At 68.1% G+C, this 14,647-nt stretch carries 12 protein-coding genes and 1 pseudogene; 7 read left to right on the forward strand and 6 right to left on the reverse strand.

The genetic code is table 11. The annotated features are described in order from the left end of the window. Positions 1 to 16: 16 nt before the first annotated feature. On the reverse strand, positions 17 to 397 hold the full coding sequence (locus tag ACWDZ7_RS02965) for a NucA/NucB deoxyribonuclease domain-containing protein (protein ID WP_451794289.1): 381 nt from the start codon (positions 395 to 397) through the stop codon (positions 17 to 19). Between the two features lie 740 nt (positions 398 to 1,137). Between ACWDZ7_RS02965 and ACWDZ7_RS02970 the strand changes: the two genes are divergently transcribed. Further along, the gene (locus ACWDZ7_RS02970; RefSeq protein ID WP_451794290.1) at positions 1,138 to 1,434 is read left to right on the forward strand and encodes a hypothetical protein; all 297 of its coding nucleotides are present in this window, start codon (positions 1,138 to 1,140) and stop codon (positions 1,432 to 1,434) included. 138 nt (positions 1,435 to 1,572) lie between these two features. Continuing rightward, entirely contained in the window at positions 1,573 to 2,418 is an 846-nt protein-coding gene (locus ACWDZ7_RS02975) for an SAM-dependent methyltransferase (RefSeq protein WP_451794291.1), read from the forward strand. Here the strand turns inward: ACWDZ7_RS02975 and ACWDZ7_RS02980 are convergent. Together ACWDZ7_RS02980 and ACWDZ7_RS02985 are read right to left on the reverse strand one after the other, a co-directional pair. Then, a complete protein-coding gene (locus ACWDZ7_RS02980; protein ID WP_451794292.1) occupies positions 2,405 to 4,063 on the reverse strand; it encodes a prenyltransferase/squalene oxidase repeat-containing protein in 1,659 nt (552 codons plus the stop codon). The two genes, ACWDZ7_RS02975 and ACWDZ7_RS02980, sit on opposite strands and share 14 nt — an antisense overlap. A gap of 90 nt (positions 4,064 to 4,153) precedes the next feature. After that, on the reverse strand, positions 4,154 to 5,092 hold the full coding sequence (locus ACWDZ7_RS02985; RefSeq protein ID WP_451794293.1) for a terpene synthase family protein: 939 nt from the start codon (positions 5,090 to 5,092) through the stop codon (positions 4,154 to 4,156). A gap of 403 nt (positions 5,093 to 5,495) precedes the next feature. On the opposite strand from ACWDZ7_RS02985, the gene ACWDZ7_RS02990 reads away from it, so the two are divergent. Next, positions 5,496 to 6,698, forward strand: coding sequence for an esterase/lipase family protein (locus ACWDZ7_RS02990; protein WP_451794294.1), 1,203 nt, complete (start codon positions 5,496 to 5,498; stop codon positions 6,696 to 6,698). A gap of 99 nt (positions 6,699 to 6,797) precedes the next feature. Here the strand turns inward: ACWDZ7_RS02990 and ACWDZ7_RS02995 are convergent, their stop codons facing one another. Then, complete coding sequence (locus ACWDZ7_RS02995; protein WP_451794794.1) at positions 6,798 to 6,968, reverse strand: hypothetical protein; 171 nt, start codon at positions 6,966 to 6,968, stop codon at positions 6,798 to 6,800. Here ACWDZ7_RS02995 and ACWDZ7_RS03000 point away from each other — a divergent pair. Both ACWDZ7_RS03000 and ACWDZ7_RS03005 read left to right on the forward strand, forming a co-directional pair. After that, positions 6,898 to 7,095 (forward strand): annotated as a pseudogene (locus ACWDZ7_RS03000) (recombinase family protein); the annotation flags it as partial. The gene ACWDZ7_RS02995 and the pseudogene ACWDZ7_RS03000 sit on opposite strands and share 71 nt — an antisense overlap. A gap of 493 nt (positions 7,096 to 7,588) precedes the next feature. Then, a complete protein-coding gene (locus tag ACWDZ7_RS03005) occupies positions 7,589 to 8,713 on the forward strand; it encodes a hypothetical protein (protein WP_451794796.1) in 1,125 nt (374 codons plus the stop codon). A 536-nt stretch (positions 8,714 to 9,249) separates the two neighbouring features. On the opposite strand, the gene ACWDZ7_RS03010 is transcribed toward ACWDZ7_RS03005, so the two are convergent. Beyond that, positions 9,250 to 10,119, reverse strand: coding sequence for an ISL3 family transposase (locus ACWDZ7_RS03010; RefSeq protein WP_451794295.1), 870 nt, complete (start codon positions 10,117 to 10,119; stop codon positions 9,250 to 9,252). A gap of 52 nt (positions 10,120 to 10,171) precedes the next feature. Beyond that, the gene (locus ACWDZ7_RS03015; RefSeq protein ID WP_451794297.1) at positions 10,172 to 10,450 is read right to left on the reverse strand and encodes a DUF6959 family protein; all 279 of its coding nucleotides are present in this window, start codon (positions 10,448 to 10,450) and stop codon (positions 10,172 to 10,174) included. A 2,564-nt stretch (positions 10,451 to 13,014) separates the two neighbouring features. Here ACWDZ7_RS03015 and ACWDZ7_RS03020 point away from each other — a divergent pair. Both ACWDZ7_RS03020 and ACWDZ7_RS03025 read left to right on the forward strand, forming a co-directional pair. Then, entirely contained in the window at positions 13,015 to 13,770 is a 756-nt protein-coding gene (locus tag ACWDZ7_RS03020; protein ID WP_451794298.1) for a hypothetical protein, read from the forward strand. 71 nt (positions 13,771 to 13,841) lie between these two features. Next, the gene (locus ACWDZ7_RS03025; RefSeq protein WP_451794299.1) at positions 13,842 to 14,546 is read left to right on the forward strand and encodes a class I SAM-dependent methyltransferase; all 705 of its coding nucleotides are present in this window, start codon (positions 13,842 to 13,844) and stop codon (positions 14,544 to 14,546) included. The last annotated feature ends 101 nt before the right edge of the window (positions 14,547 to 14,647 follow it).

Below are 14,647 nucleotides of genomic sequence, written 5' to 3' on the forward strand. Positions count from 1 at the left end.
GGCCGCCCCCGATTCGTCACGTTCTGATCTCCATGAGGAAGGCGTCGTCCTCGGTGTCCGCGAGTATCCTGTTCTTGGCGTAGAAGCCCTTGAGCAGATGTCCGGCACTACGGTTGTGCTCTTTAAGAACGGGCTTTGCGGAGAAGTTGAACTTTAGCGCGTCCCCGTCGTAAGCATGCTCGGCGGCACCTTCCAGCGTGGAGCGGAAGGGGTACTCGTCGCACTCCTTCTTGCCGCCCTCCGTGTAATTGGGGCCCCAGTACCTCTTGCATTGGGCGATGGCGGCCTTGCCGTTGTCGTCAACGCGTCCCTTGTCCCTTGTCCGATGCAAGGGGGTATCGCCGGCGGAGTTGGCCAAGTAGCTGGCGGCTTCCCAGCGAGGCGCGAGCATGAACATCTTCGTGCTGGTGGGCGGCTGCGCAGTCCAGGGGGCGTGCCGGGCATGGTGCCGCCGTAGGTGTAGCGAACGCCGGACGGCCAACTCTGGGTGATCTTCGGCTTCACTGTGATCTCGAGGGCGTTGGCAGGGATGTCTCCTGACTTGCCCATCTCACTGAAGTGAAATTTGTAGTTGATCTTCCGGCTGTTCTTGGCGACCGTGCCCACGACGCGCAGATTGAACCAGCTTCGCCCCTTAGGACGGCCGTTCTTGAGCCAGGTCTGGATCCCTTGCGGCATTCGTCCAGCGACATCTTCCGTGATGGCTCGGGGTAAATGGCATCCCCCCAGGGGCCTTCGTCCCGGTCGGCCGGACCGTGCCAGGGTGCTCCTACCCTTCTGGGGCCGCATCTCCATCTGCGGAAGCGCGGCGGACATCCGAGGGGCGCAGCCAATGAGAACCACAGCATGATCACTGTGTCCGAGCCGAGTGCGGTGGAGATGCTCTATGCCGACTGGCTGCGCGAGCGCATCGCCATCCGCGAGCCAACGCCAGCCCCTGGGCCTTCGTCACCTTCCCCGGCCCGATGGGCGATGCCGGCGGCGATGCGCTCAGCCCCCGGCGGATCCATTTTTGGGACTGCTCGCCGACCTTTCCGTCCGGGCCGGGCTGCGCCACCTCCATCCGCACATGCTCCGGCACACTTCTCCCGCAAGTTCTTCACCACCGTCTTCACCCAGCTGCCCGAGCTCCGCCAGGTGCGTGACGCCAAGGCCGAACAGCTCCTACGGCTGGAGGCCGCCTACGGCAGCGTGCTCGCCCCGGGCCCCCTGAGCAGAGCCAACGTCGAGCTCCTGCGCCAAGAGCTCCTCCCGCTCGACGAACTCATCGGCAAGCGCGAGACCGACCTGGGCTCCCTGACCCAGGACGACAGGGCCACCGTGGAGTCGTGGCTGCACAGTCAGGAGCGGTTCCTCACCGTGATTCCGGTCGCCGCTGTCATGCGGGCCGCCAGCACACCGAAGACCCGCGTCATGGTTGGTGCCCGGGGGTAGGAACCCCAGGCTGAGGGCAGCGAGGGAACGCCGGTAGGAGGGGGAAGGAGAAGGCCAAGTTCCTGGCGGCCGGCATGCCAGCCCCTCGTGCGGTCGGCACCAACGGTGGAGCATCTGAAGAAGCAGACTGGAGTCGCTGTGGACAACCAGCCGAGGACGAGGCCGTACCCGTCGGGGGATGCGGTCGGAGGCTTCTACGACCAGATGGGGGCGTTCTTCGCGACGCTGTTCGGGGACAATATCCACTTCGGGATATGGGACGGTGATCAGGACTGGTCCATGCTGGCGGCGCAGACCCGCCTGACCGATCGCTTGATCGACATCCTGCAGCTCCAGGAGGGTGACTATCTGCTGGACGTGGGATGCGGCACCGGGCATCCGGCGCTGCGGCTCGCCGAGCGCACGCAGGCCCGGGTCCTGGGCGTGAGCGTCAGCCCGTCGCAGGTGCAGAGCGCCGTCGGCAACGCCCGGCGGGCCGGGCTGGCGTCACGGCTGGAGTTCGCGCGGGCGGACGCGATGGCCTTGCCGTACGCGGCGGCGACGTTCGATGCCGCGTGGGCGGTCGAAATGCTGTTCCACGTGCCCGACCGCCTGAAAGTACTGCGGGAGATCCACCGCACCGTGAAGCCGGGAGGGCGAGTGGTCCTTACCGACTTCGTTGAACAACAGCCCCTGACGGGCAAGGAGTGGGATCTCCTGTCGCAGGGGTTCGCCTTCTCCTCCCTGCTGCGCCCGGAGGAGTACGGCGATGTGATCTCCAGGTCCGGGTTGGAGGTTCTCAAGGTCCACGATGTCACAGCGGCGACGAGGCCGAACATGCGCTGGATCGAGTCCCGGTACGAGGCGGACAGGAAGCGCCTGGCCGAGCACTACGGGTCGGACTTCGGGGACCAGATGGACCGGCTTCTTCCGGTCGGGATGTCGATCTACACGGAGAAGCTCGGTTACGTGATCGCCGAAGCCCGCCGCCCTATCGACGGGTAGGTGAACTGCTGTTTTCGCGCACCGGCAGGGGCAGCGTCGAGGCGATCGTGCCCGCGCGCTCCGGTGGGTGGTGAGGGGATGGGCTTGTGTGGGCCAGGCGGTGGTGGAGATGCCCCAGGGCGAGAAGGGTGAACGTGTCCGCGAGAGCGGGGACGGCAAAACGGAAGGGGCGCGGCCCGATCGAGTCCGGCACGCTGGCGATGGACCCGTCCGGCCTCTGCCAGGTGAGGAGGAAGGCGGCACCCCGCGCGGCTGGGCCCGATGTGTCGGGGCCGAACAGGGCGGTCAGGGCGGTCAGGGCGTAGGCGGTACTCAGGGCGTCGCTCGGGACCCCGTCCTGCTGACCCCAGCCACCGTCGGCGTTCTGCGTACCCAGGACCAGATCCTGGGCCCGTCTGACGATGCGCGGGGCGCTGGCGGGCGCGCCGGGCAGACGGCCGGCAGCCAGAACGGCACGGAAGACGGTGTGATGGCGGCTGCTGCTCCAGTCCGGCGGGAAGGAGCCGTCCGCGTGCTGCCGGTCCGCCAGGAAGTCCAGGCCCTGCTCGATGATGCTGTTCTGGGCCTGGCCCTGGGTGCTGAGGGCGTTGATGGCGGCTGCCGTCATGCATGCCTCGGACGGTGCGCCGGCCAGGTAGGTGGGAAAGCCTCCGTCCTCGCCCCGCACAGCGCTCAGGGCGTGGATGGCCCGGGACATCGGGGCATGGTGGTTGCCGGGGCTGGCGAGGTGAAGGACTTCGACGGCCACCGAGGTGCAGTCCACGTCCGTGAGGCGGGCGGGTTCGCTGTAGGACCAGGCGCCACCCGGGTGCTGTAAGCGCAGCAGGCGCCGGGTGATGGCGTCGAGTGCGGCCCTGGGGGCGCCGGCGGCGTGCAGCGCGATGCCGGCGGTTGCGGTGACCCACGTGTCCTCGTCGCAGATGAACGGCATCCCCCCGTCGGCCCGCTGGTGCGCCAACACGGTACGTATCCCGTCTTGGACCATGTCCTGATGGCGTGGAGTAAAGGCGAGGGCGTGCAGCACGAACAGGTGGATGAGGAGATTTCCCTCCCACAGGACCCCGGGGTGCTGCGTGGAGAGCAGCAGCTCAAGGTCACGCTCATCCACCAAGTGGGGACGTCCGCCGGTGTGGGCCAGGACGGCCTTGACGGCGATGACCTGGACGCGCGCCCAGCTGTGCAGGCCGTGCAGGCAAAAGGTCTGGGGGGCGGGCAAGTCCGCGCTGGCCGGTGCGCCGAGCAGGAGGAGCACGGCGTTCAGCAGGGCGTGTTTGCGCGGGCCGGTGAAGTTCGGTGCCTGGGACAGGAACGGTCCCAGGTCGAGATGGCCGGCCGGGCCGGGCTGCGGGCCGCCGAGCGCGGCGCGGGCCAGGAACCGGTCCAGCGGCTCGCGGGAATCACACTGCCCGCTCAGGTACGCGGCCAGGCGGCTGCGGGCGGTCGGCTCCAGGCGGGTGCGGTCCAGCAGGGCCAGCAGCAAAGCGGATTCCAACACGCGGCTGCGGCACGGTTCACGAACCGCACCGTCGGCGTCGATCCGGTTCTGGAGATGACAGCTCAGCCGTGCGGTGGCGGCCCGCAGAGCGACAGGGAACGCGGCGGCCGGCCAGCGGGCCAGGCCGTCGGGGAGCGGGGCAAGGCGCATGAGGGTCCGTTCTGCAGGTCAGGTCGGCAGCGGCCGGGCCGGCCGGTTCGGCCCACGATGTCGCAGGCCGCTCGGTTGCTGGGCGGGTGTCTACGCGGCCGGCTCGCCTGGGGGCGTGGTGAATCGGCCGGTGCACGCCAGCCACCGCAGTGTCGCGGCCATGAACGTTTCCACCAGGTCCACATAGCGGCGGAGCTGCGCAGTCTCGACCGGCGCCAGTGCGGTGGTGCCGCGCAGAGCCTTCGCGGTGGCCCGGAAGCCAGTGCGGCGTTCCTCGATCATCGCCGCCACCCGCATCCGGGCAAGGTCCCTGGAACAGCCCCGCTCCCGAGCCAGGATCGTCACCAAGTTGTCCTGGCCGACCGCCTTGTCGTCGGCGTGCGAGGCCAGATCGTTCGCCCAGCCGGCGACATCCGCCACCGCCCCACGCAGATCCGCCAACCGGGCATTTAGCACTGGCGCCTCCACCAAGAGGGCACTTCCGGTGCGTTCCAGCACATCAAGCATCGGCAGCAACGTGATCGTCCGCCGTCGCAGCCGCAGGTACGGCTCCAGCCGGAACCGGGCCCCGGCACAGCGCAGAGCCACCTCCTGCTCCGTGGCATCCAGGAAGTCCACGTAGTCATTGGTGAACCGCTCACGCCACCGGTCGGGCATGTTGGGGGCCGTGCGCTGCCACAGCCCCGCCAGCACCACCGCGTGCGGGGCGGCCGCCGGCACGCTCAGCCGCCCGGCACCAGCCAGAACCTTGCGCAGGGGTGCGGTGAACCGCTGCACCGCACCGCTGGTTGTCCCCAGGCCGGGCCGGTCCACCTGGTCGTCCACCCAGCATATGAACGCCGCCCACTGGGCCGTCAAGGCCAACTCCGCCGCACTGTGTCCAGGCAGAGCACCGTGGGCCAATACCCCCAGTCGCATCCCAGCCAGCCGCCGCTCCTGACGGCCGTCTGCCACCAACCCGGCATCCCGAGCCCACCACAACACCGCCCTGGCCGTGCGAGCGGGTAAGCCTGATAAGGGGTCCGTCATGCTGAATGCCTACCCCCATCGAAACCGCTCTTGATGCGGACATGCCCCGCGCGGATGCTCTCCGCTCGCGCCGAGTACTTGCCTTGGCCGGTACCGGGCGAATGACGTCTCGAAAGCCCACCAGGAGATCAGTCCAGGCAGGGGTGCCGTTAACGAGCGGCGAACCAGGGGGTTCTGAGGTGCCGGGCTGGAGGTTGCGGTGCTTGAGTGGAGAGCGCCGGGCGATGTCCTCGCCCGAGATCTCATGATCCTCGGCGCGGAGCCGGGCGACGGCGGCGTCGATGTACCGGCTTTTTACAGCCAAAGGTGTTGGATCGGGTCACCCCACCTCACCCCCTCTGGCTACGATCAGTGCCCTATCGGGCACTCTCGGTAGAACGCTGGGTTCCGTACGGAGGCATGCATGTCCGCAGCTGTGTCGAATTTCTGGGGCGACCTCGACCCGAACACCCCCGCCTCGTTTCCCGAAGCGCCGAACCCCGACGACTCCTGGTCGCTCCAGGGCGGCAGCGCCTGGATCTACCGCGCCCCGGGCCACCAGGCGATCCGGCGCCCCGTCGTGCTCTCCGACGGCTTCTCCAGCCTGACCAGCTCGTGCAACGAGCTCTACTACGGCCTGGAGGGCGCCGGCACGGACTACAAGTTCATCTCCGCCCTGCACGAGCGCGGCTACGACCTGATCCTGGTTGGCTACGACGACCGCACCAAGTCGATCTTCGACAACGCGAAGACGGCCACCGACGCCATCATGAACACCATCGCCCACCGTGAGGGCAACACACTCCTCACCGTCGGCGGCTTCAGCATGGGCGGCCTGATCACCCGCTACGCGCTGGCCAAGATGGAACACCAGAAGATGGACCACCAGACCGAGCTGTACCTCTCCTACGACACTCCGCACCGCGGGGCCTGGCTGCCGGCCGGCATCCAAAAGCTCATCCCCTTCCTCCTCGGCGACACCCGGCTGCGGGGCCTGGTGAGCAGCCCGGCGGCGAAGCAGATGCTGCGCTGGCATTCGGAGCAGTTGGAGGGTGAGCCGGTCCCGCACAAGGACCGCGTGGACTTCCTCAAAGAGCTTGCCCGGGTGGGAAGCTGGCCGCGCCGCCCCCGCCTGATCGGTGTGGCGAACGGCGACGGCCGGGGCGTCGGCAACGGCATCAAGGCGGGCGAGGTCGCCCTGTCCGCCGAGGGCGCCCTCGCCGGAACCCGCCTCTACACGCAGCCTCCCGGCCGCAACGCACTGGTCGCGGAACTGGTGATGAAGGACCGGGACCCGATCAGCGTCCGCACCGACACCATCCCCGAGATGGATGGCGCCCCCGGCGGCACCCTCCACAACTTCAGCCTGGTCGCAGCCCTGCTGAGTCAGTTCGGCGCACCGGCGACCGCACACCACCCGTCGACCTGCTTCGTGCCGTCCGGCAGCGCTGTCGACCTGGCGGACTTCGACCTGGCGACGCCGGAGGCGGACCCGTTCGCAGACCTGAGCAACCTGCCGGAGGAATACAGCGGGCTGGACGAGTTCCTCTGCGCCTCCACCAGCGGGACGCACACGTCGATGACGCCGGAGCTGGGATCGTGGATCGTCGACCGGCTCCCCCGCTGAGCACTGTCCGCTGTTCCGGGTGTGAGTAGTAGGCGAACAGGAAACCATCGCTTTCTGAACCCCGTACAGCCGTTCATGATCTGGGGCCATGACGACCGCTCAGGGGCCAGCAGACGGCGCGGACGTGTTCGTCGCCGAGCCGCTCGTGCGCACCGAGATCAAAATCGGGTACGCCCGGGTGTCGACCGGCGGGCAGAAGCTGGAGCGGCAGCTCGACGCGCTCAGCGCCGCCGGGTGCCGGAAGATCTTCGCGGACAAGAAGTCCGGCAAGGACGCGCTCCGTCCCGGGCTGAAGGCGTGTCACGCGTTCCTCGACGCGGGCGACACGCTCGTGGTCCCCTCTCTCGACCGCTACGGCCGCAGCCTCCAGGACCTCGTCAGCATGGTCGCCGAACTGCGTAGGCGCGGCATCGGCTTCACCTCGCTGCACGAGAACCTGGACACCACCACCCCCCGGCGGCCGACTCGTATTCCACGTCTTCGCCGCGCTCGGAGAGTGCATCAGCGAACTCACCGTCAAGGGATCATCACCTCTCTGCGTGCGGGCACCTCTCAGGGCCTGCTGAACACTTACATGGCCAGACGGGCCATGGGCGCGGCTGTACTTGGCCATTCGGCCCTCGGGGTCTCCGCCCCCGTCGCTGCCGGTAATACCGGCCTGCCGGCTGAGATGTCCGAAACAGGCCAGTGGATCGCTTTCTTCGCTTCTGTGGCGATGACAGGTCGGCCAGGCGGTGCCAGAGTGTGCGCGCACGGTACGTCGTGGGACTCCGGCCGGACCCCTCCCCGCACCCTGGTGCCCGCTTCCTGTGGCGCCAGGGCCCGAGAGCACGTCTCACTTCAGCATGCCCCTGCCCGTGATTCCGGGGCGGGGCCGGAGAGGGAACGCGATGGGTTCATGGAAGTGGAACGACCAGGAAAGGCCCACCACCACAGTCGGTGTCCGGGCCACGATGGGCGCCGTCACCATGAAGGACGACCCGCAGGCCGTGCAGCGGCCGTACGTCTTCGTGCGTGGCTATGACTCACGTCTGCACGTCAACTGGTGGGACGGCAAGGCGTGGCACTGGAGCGACCAGGGCACGCCGGCGGGGCGCACGGTCATCGAGAAGGTCGGCGCCGTCACCATGCAGAACGACGCCGACGCGCAGCAGCGGCCGTACGTCTTCGTCATCACCGACGACTCGAAGCTGCACGTCAACTGGTGGGACGGCTCCAAGTGGCACTGGAGCGACCAAGGAGCGCCCGCCGGACGTCTGATCCGTGAGGGTGTCGGCGTCATCTCCGCCCGGGACAATCCGAGCGCGGCGCAACGCCCGTACGCCTTCGTCATCACCGACGACTTCCGCCTGTGGATCAACTGGTGGGACGGCTCCAAGTGGCACTGGAGCGACCAGGGCACCCCGCCGAACCGCACCATCTCCCGGCCCATCGGCGTCACCACGATGAAGAACGACCCCAGTGCCTTCACCCGCCCCTACGCCTTCGTCATCACCGACGACTCCAACGTCTGGGTCAACTGGTGGGACGGGTCCAAGTGGCACTGGAGCGACCAAGGCGCACCCGCCGGGCAGCCGGTCAAGAAGGGCGCGGGCGTCATCAGCGCCCAGAACGACCCGGACGCAGCGGAACGGCCCTATGTCTTCGTCCAGGGCTACGACTCGAAGCTGTACGTCAACTGGTGGGACGGCAAGGCGTGGCACTGGAGCGACCAGGGTGCGCCCAGCGGGCGGCTCATCCTCGACTCCGTCGGCGTGGTCACGATGAAGGACGACCCGAACGCCTTCACCCGTCCTTATGCCTTCGTCATCGCCGACGACTCGAAGCTGTACGTCAACTGGTGGGACGGCAAGGCGTGGCACTGGGCCGCCCAGAACACCCCACCCGGACGCGTCATCGAGCGCCCCGGCGAGGCGCTCACCATGCAGGACAATCCGAACGCCGCACAGCGTCCGTACGCGTTCGTCACCACCGATGACTCCGACCTGTGGGTCAATTGGTGGTCGCTGCCCTAAGCAGCCCCATGGGTAGGCCGCCAGGAAAGACCCGGTGGCCTACCCGACAACTGCCACTGCGTCCCGGGCCTGTCAGAGCACAGAGCCCCGCGCCGCTCAAACGGTTGCTCGGCGGCTGCCTCTGGTCTGGACGCTAGCCGTATCCCTGGCGTAGTCGTCACGGGAAGCATGGTCAGAACCAATTACGTGGTTCTGGCCGCGTTCCCGTGATGACTGCGGTCGAAGGAGGATGCGGGCTCTGAGTAGAGCGAATGAGGCTCGACCGTGGCTGAGCGTTTCCTCGGGCCTCATGATCCATGAGGTGATGTCGCGAGGGCTGGGTGTCAGTGCCCGGGCGGGTCTCGCGAGGCCCTTCCTGATGGCCGCCACGTAGCGGTTCACGACGTGATATCCGCCGGTGCAGCCAAGGGCGAGCACCTCGCGATAGAGCGAGCTGCGTTGAACCGGTGCACCCTGCCTGGAAGCGGTGCTGGACGTGTTCGACGAACGGGTCGAGAAGACCGTGCCCGCGGTCTTGCGCCGAGGCGAGAAGCCCTTCAAGGTCCTTGTTCCGGTAGCGCCGGACCGTCTTGCGGTCCAACCGTAGACGGCGGCCGATGCGCGTTGAGCGACAGACCGGTGGCGGCGAGCTCGTTAACCTCCGCGTGGCGTCGTCGGATCCGGTCCAGAAGTGCGCTCTCCCGTGTGACCAACGCCGTGGTGGACTCTGATGCGGCTGGCGGCCGTAAGCACGCGCGGTGCCGACGGCAGGCCTTTTCGACGGCCGTCGAGAGGTTTCTGAGGAGGTGCCAGCGATCTGCCACCTCCAGCGCGGTCGGGGCGGCCTGTCTGATGGCTTTGGTGAATGCCATCAGGCGGTCTCGGCAGATGATTTCGGCGCCGGGGTGCTCCTGAAGCCAGGCGGCGACTGTGTCAGTCTCGCGATCGGGTAGTACGTCGTCCACCGGCCTGGAGGACTCGACGTCGACGAGGACGGTGCCGTAGGTGTGGCCCTTGCGGAACGCGAACTCGTCGATTCCAAGGATGCGTGGGGCCCATGCTGGCCCAGGCGGGGCAATCAACTGTCCCAGAATGGTTGTCCGCCGGCCGTAGAGCCGCAGCCTTGTGCAGAGGCGTGCGCCCGGTCGGCCGCCGAGTTCCACTGCGACCGCCCGCATCGCTGACCGCGCCGCTGTCGAACTGCGACGTCGTGGCTCGGTCAGGCCCTCCACCTGTTCCACAAAAGTCCGACGCCGGCGCCGGTTGTGATCGCAGAAGAACCGACGGACGTGGAGACGGACGATCAGCCGGTGGCCGCCGACGGGCAGCCCGGCTATGTGACGCCAGTACCGGCTGTGGACGCGTCCGGCGGGATGCTGACACTGGGGACATGTTCCTGGCGGCCCGCAGCCGGCCGCGTCGATCACCAAGCCGCTCCTCAGCGCATGTTGCCAGGTGCGACGTGCTGCAACTGGGCGATCAAGAAGCCTGGTGGAATGGGATGGGTATGTCGTGAGCCTTCAGAGCTGCCGAGTAGCGAGCCAGCAGTTCGTCAAGGTTGGAGAGGAGGATGGCCGCAGCCTCGCGGGCTTCACCGACGTCGCCCTGGTCAAATGCCTCAACGATTTCGGCGACGTCTGCGCGGATGATCGACAGGGAATCCCCCTGGATCAGTACGCCCGGAAAATCACGCGGGGGCAGACGGACGACCGCGTCGTTACCCGGATCCGTGAACAGTTCAGCCTCGATGCGTTCCATCTGGTCATCCAACCTCAGACCTACTCTCTTCTGCAGACGTAGCCGTCACGGAAGAGCGGTCAGAACCATCTACCATGCGCACTCACAGTGCGGCGGCTCCGAACGGTTCTGCCCGGCCGGGCGTGGGCGCAATGATCAAGGCACGCAGCGGTCGGATACCGGGCCCGGAGTCGGCACCGTCCTCCGGCGAGTCGCCCTTCTCTCCGAAGGGAGGTACCTGCATCGGGTGCGACTCCGTTCGGATAGCTGGTACCCGTCACGTATTCGTAGTCCGCGGTACTCGCATCCCACGCAGCCAGCACCTGCCCCTGGTCCCCCGCACAGCGCGAGTCAACGACTTCCTCGACGACACCGTCGGTGAAGGGCGTGGGCGACGTCGAGGGCGCGGGCGACTGCATACCACCTTCGCTTCGGCCCACTGTTCTCGCACGCCTGCGTGCGTCACGATGCAGGCATGCGCTGGATACGCCGCAAAAGTCGGCCCTCGCGAACTGCGGACGACTCCAGTCGGGTCGACCCGTTGGGTTCCCGTCAGAAGGCGGCTCTTGAGAAGGCTGGGTGGCACATCGAGAGCGTCTCGTACGGCATGGCCCCCCTACTCGGTGGAGAAGCCCTTCCGGCTGTAGAGATCGTGGCGTTCCGGCAGTTGTCAGATGACATGCATCGACGTCTGCGCCTTGTCGGATGGGCCCGCGGCGGTGACGACCCCCGCGAAGAATTCTGGCAACTGGGTCCGGCATCCAGATCGGTCAGCCCGTACGGCACTACGGCCGTGAAGAGATTCTACTTGTTGGCGCACAGCGACTCCGGGCTGGCTGCCCAAGTAGATATGCACATACGTCTCGCGCGCGATGTGCGGATGGATGTGGACTCGGTCCTGGGGAACCCTGTTGCCACCGTCTCGGTGTTCACCCTCACTGGCGCCTTCCTGGCCGCTATGGCGGCGCGGGCAGCCGAGGACGCTTACCGGGTCTTGTGTCGACTTCTCTCCAGGGCTACGCCGATTACTCGCGAAGGAGCTGCCGCAGGAGGGCCTTGGGCCGTGGTGCACGATGTCGAGCACAACTGTGTAGTTGAGTGCCCGAAGGAAATTCCCGCCGAAGCTGCCATCCGGTTGGCTCAACTGGCGCGTGAGGGGCAACTGTCCCGCACTCACGTCCGCTGGGAACCAGAGAACGGCACCTGGCTGACGGTCGGTTCCCTAAACGGGGCTCCGCCCTCGCTTCCGCCAGAAGAGGGCGCTCCGGCGGAATAGGGACAGTTGTTACCACGCAGTCATCGATGCGTCTGCTCCTCAGAAAAACCCAACTCAGGACCGGCTACTCCCATATCAGCTGCCGGTTCGACCTGTCGGACGCTCTTCCTCACCGAAGAACGGCACATGCATCTTCGAAGAGCAGGTCCCCGCGGGCTCCCCATCCCGCGCTGAATCGGACCCCGTCCCAGGGGTGCTGCGGTCCTCCGGGCGTGAGCCGTAGTCCGAGGTCGCGACGAGCGGTGGCCGGCAGTGGCGTCGTACGAGCAGTGAGCCGAAGGCGGTGTTCATGGTCATAGCGTCCGAGCAGCAGAGAGGTCGGAGCGCGCCGGGTGCCGGTGCTTCCGGCGATGATCGCTTCGGCACCCTCATAGGCACGGACACGGCCGCCCTGCAGGACCACGAGCTCCCTATCAACCACCAGGTCCTCCTCCACCCGGGCGGCAGCAGCCACGAGATCTGGGAAGGCGCCGCTGAGAGCGGCGCCACGGCGGGATTGGAGGTGGAGCTTGCCGGACCGGATGTAGGCAATGACCCGGTAACCATCGACCTCCTGCTGCCAGATCGCATCGCGAACATGCCCAGCCGTCGGCAGAGACTCGCTGGCCCGAGCCGGCATCGGCTCGATCGGAGGCGTCAGCACACCCACCACCCTGCCGCGGACCCGTGCTTTCCGCTTGGCAAGGCGGACCCCTCACAGGTCCCGTGACCTGCGCGGCGAGCTAAATGTACAGGGGTCTCCCTGGCGGTCGAGGGTGTGGCGGGCGCCGCAACTGGCTGCCCGGCGCCGGACTCTCGTCTCGTCGCCACGGAGTCGATGAGCGCCAGCGTCTTCTCGTGTACGTCGTCCGGCATCGCCGACAACGCGGCGGCGGCGGTCTGAGCGAGATCTACCCTGCGCATCAGGTCTCCCCGTTCTGTGTGGGAGCAGCACGGTAGGGCGAGGCCGCGGTGGACAGCTGTTCCTGTGGACAACCCAGGTCGCCGGACGCGCGTCACCGCCCCCATCGCGCGGCCGACACCGCGCTGCGCGGCCGGTGCGCACCACCTCCCGGCCGGGGCTGGCCCCAGTGTGCTGCCGTACACCGGCCGCCGGGAACCGGGCGGCCACACATAAGGCAACGGTAAGCAACCCACCGGCAACGCGCGGCGACCCCAACGGCCTTCCGGAGCATCAGGGTTCGGCGCTGTCCTGGGATTCAAGCCGGTCCGCGGCAGAGCCTGCATCCTCGGTGCGCGGGCCGGCGCCACACAAGCGGCCGAGCCCCTTCGAGGTGCCTGGCCCCGACCTGCCATTGGAGGCGCCGTCATGACGACCGCGACCACACCGCGCACCACCGCGAACAAGCCGTTCTCCGTCACCCTGCCGGAGGCGTTCACCCCCGAGTGGAGCCGCATCGACGGCCTCACCGTCGACGGCCGCACCGTCACCGTCGACCCGGGGCAGTACTTCTTCCCCTACGAGAACCCGACCTGGGTCCTGGCGGACTGGGACCTGGTCCGCACCGAGCTGCTGGACGCGGCCGAGACCAGCGAGCTGGCCGTCGAACAGCAGGCCCTGGAGTTCGTGAAGGCTCACGGCCAGGTCACCGACGACCCGGCGAAGGTGCTGGCCGTCAGTTACCACGTTGCCGCGCACCTCTTCCGCGACGAGTACCTGCACATCGAGGGCCTGGGTGTCACCGAGCGGGAGCTGAAGGCGCTGCGCGAGGCCACCACGATCATGGCGCTGAACCGGGTCGAGCTCGACGGGCACCTGTCCAACGTCGGCCCGTGCTGGTTCTTCCCCGTCGCGACCTCGGTCGTCTTCGGCTTCGACGAGGACGAGGGCAAAAGGGTCGACGAGCTGTACCACGGCGGCTGGTTCAACGAGACGCGGCGCAGGGAATCGGTCCTCGCGCACGCCGCGCTCGGCGGGCGGCTCGTCCACGGCTGCCAGGCGTCCGCCGATATGGCCGGCGGCTGCGTGCTGGCCTACGGCACCGACCTGGCGGGCTTCCGTGCAGAGCTCGACTCCGTCCGCCACGACTGGATGGGCCGGGTCGCGGCCATGGGTCGCCGGTGACGATCGCCCACAGTGCGGCAGCCGGACAGCGGTCCGGCTCCCGTACGCCGCCGACAGGGAGGAGGAACAGCGTGCAGCACGACATTCCGCAGGTCGGGCCGATGGTCGATGCGAGCGTCAACGCCCGCGCCTGGAACCACATCGCCGCCCAGGACCCCGGACAGGACGTAGGCACGGTGCCCGAGCGGATGGAGTGGACCTGCCGGCCCGGACGGGGACCCGGATCAGAGTTCCTCGGCGACCTCGCCGGTCTGCGGGTCGTGGAACTGGGCTGTGGCACCGGCGAGCACATCGCCTACGCCGCCGCCCACGGCGCTCGGCTCGCCGTCGGCGTCGACGTCGCTGAACAGCGCATCGCCCAGGCCCGCGCCCGCTTCGACCACCTGCCCGCCCTCCTCTGGCGCGTCGGCGACGCAGCCCAGGAGCTGGTCGAGCTGCCCCGCCTTGACGTGTGCTTCTCCATCTACGGAGCCCTCTGGTACGCCGACCCCGCCCAGTTGCTGCCCGTGATCCACAACCGGCTCCGGCCCGGCGGTCTCCTCGCGTTCTCGGTCAACGGCCCCCGAACCGGCGAACTTTCCGGCCGCCGGGTGGACAACCTCACCCTGAACAGCCGCGTCCGTCTGCCCGTCGTCCACTACTCCTACGACGCCGACGCGTGGCGGCGCCTGCTGGACGAGCACGGCTTCACGGACTGCGAGGTGCTGGCCGTCCAGGGCCCCGAGGCCAGCCCGTACCGCACTCTGGTCCTGCGGGCTCGCCGCAGCGGGGACTGAGCCGGTCACCTCCGGGCGAGTTCTACCCCACCGTCGGCCTGCTCCACCGCCGTCGGCCGCCGGGCCAGAGCCCGGGACGTGACCCACGCGATCAGCCCTGC

It is taken from the genome of Streptomyces sp. NPDC003032 (assembly GCF_053591415.1).

What these genes read in the sequence shown, in the direction of transcription:
- ACWDZ7_RS03015 (WP_451794297.1), bottom strand. Translation starts at nt 10,450, where the DNA reads ATGGAACGCATCGAGGCTGAACTGTTCACGGATCCGGGTAACGACGCG.
- ACWDZ7_RS02990 (WP_451794294.1), top strand. Translation starts at nt 5,496, where the DNA reads ATGTCCGCAGCTGTGTCGAATTTCTGGGGCGACCTCGACCCGAACACC.
- ACWDZ7_RS03005 (WP_451794796.1), top strand. Translation starts at nt 7,589, where the DNA reads ATGGGTTCATGGAAGTGGAACGACCAGGAAAGGCCCACCACCACAGTC.
- ACWDZ7_RS02985 (WP_451794293.1), bottom strand. Translation starts at nt 5,092, where the DNA reads ATGACGGACCCCTTATCAGGCTTACCCGCTCGCACGGCCAGGGCGGTG.
- ACWDZ7_RS03020 (WP_451794298.1), top strand. Translation starts at nt 13,015, where the DNA reads ATGACGACCGCGACCACACCGCGCACCACCGCGAACAAGCCGTTCTCC.
- ACWDZ7_RS02980 (WP_451794292.1), bottom strand. Translation starts at nt 4,063, where the DNA reads ATGCGCCTTGCCCCGCTCCCCGACGGCCTGGCCCGCTGGCCGGCCGCC.
- ACWDZ7_RS02965 (WP_451794289.1), bottom strand. Translation starts at nt 397, where the DNA reads ATGTTCATGCTCGCGCCTCGCTGGGAAGCCGCCAGCTACTTGGCCAAC.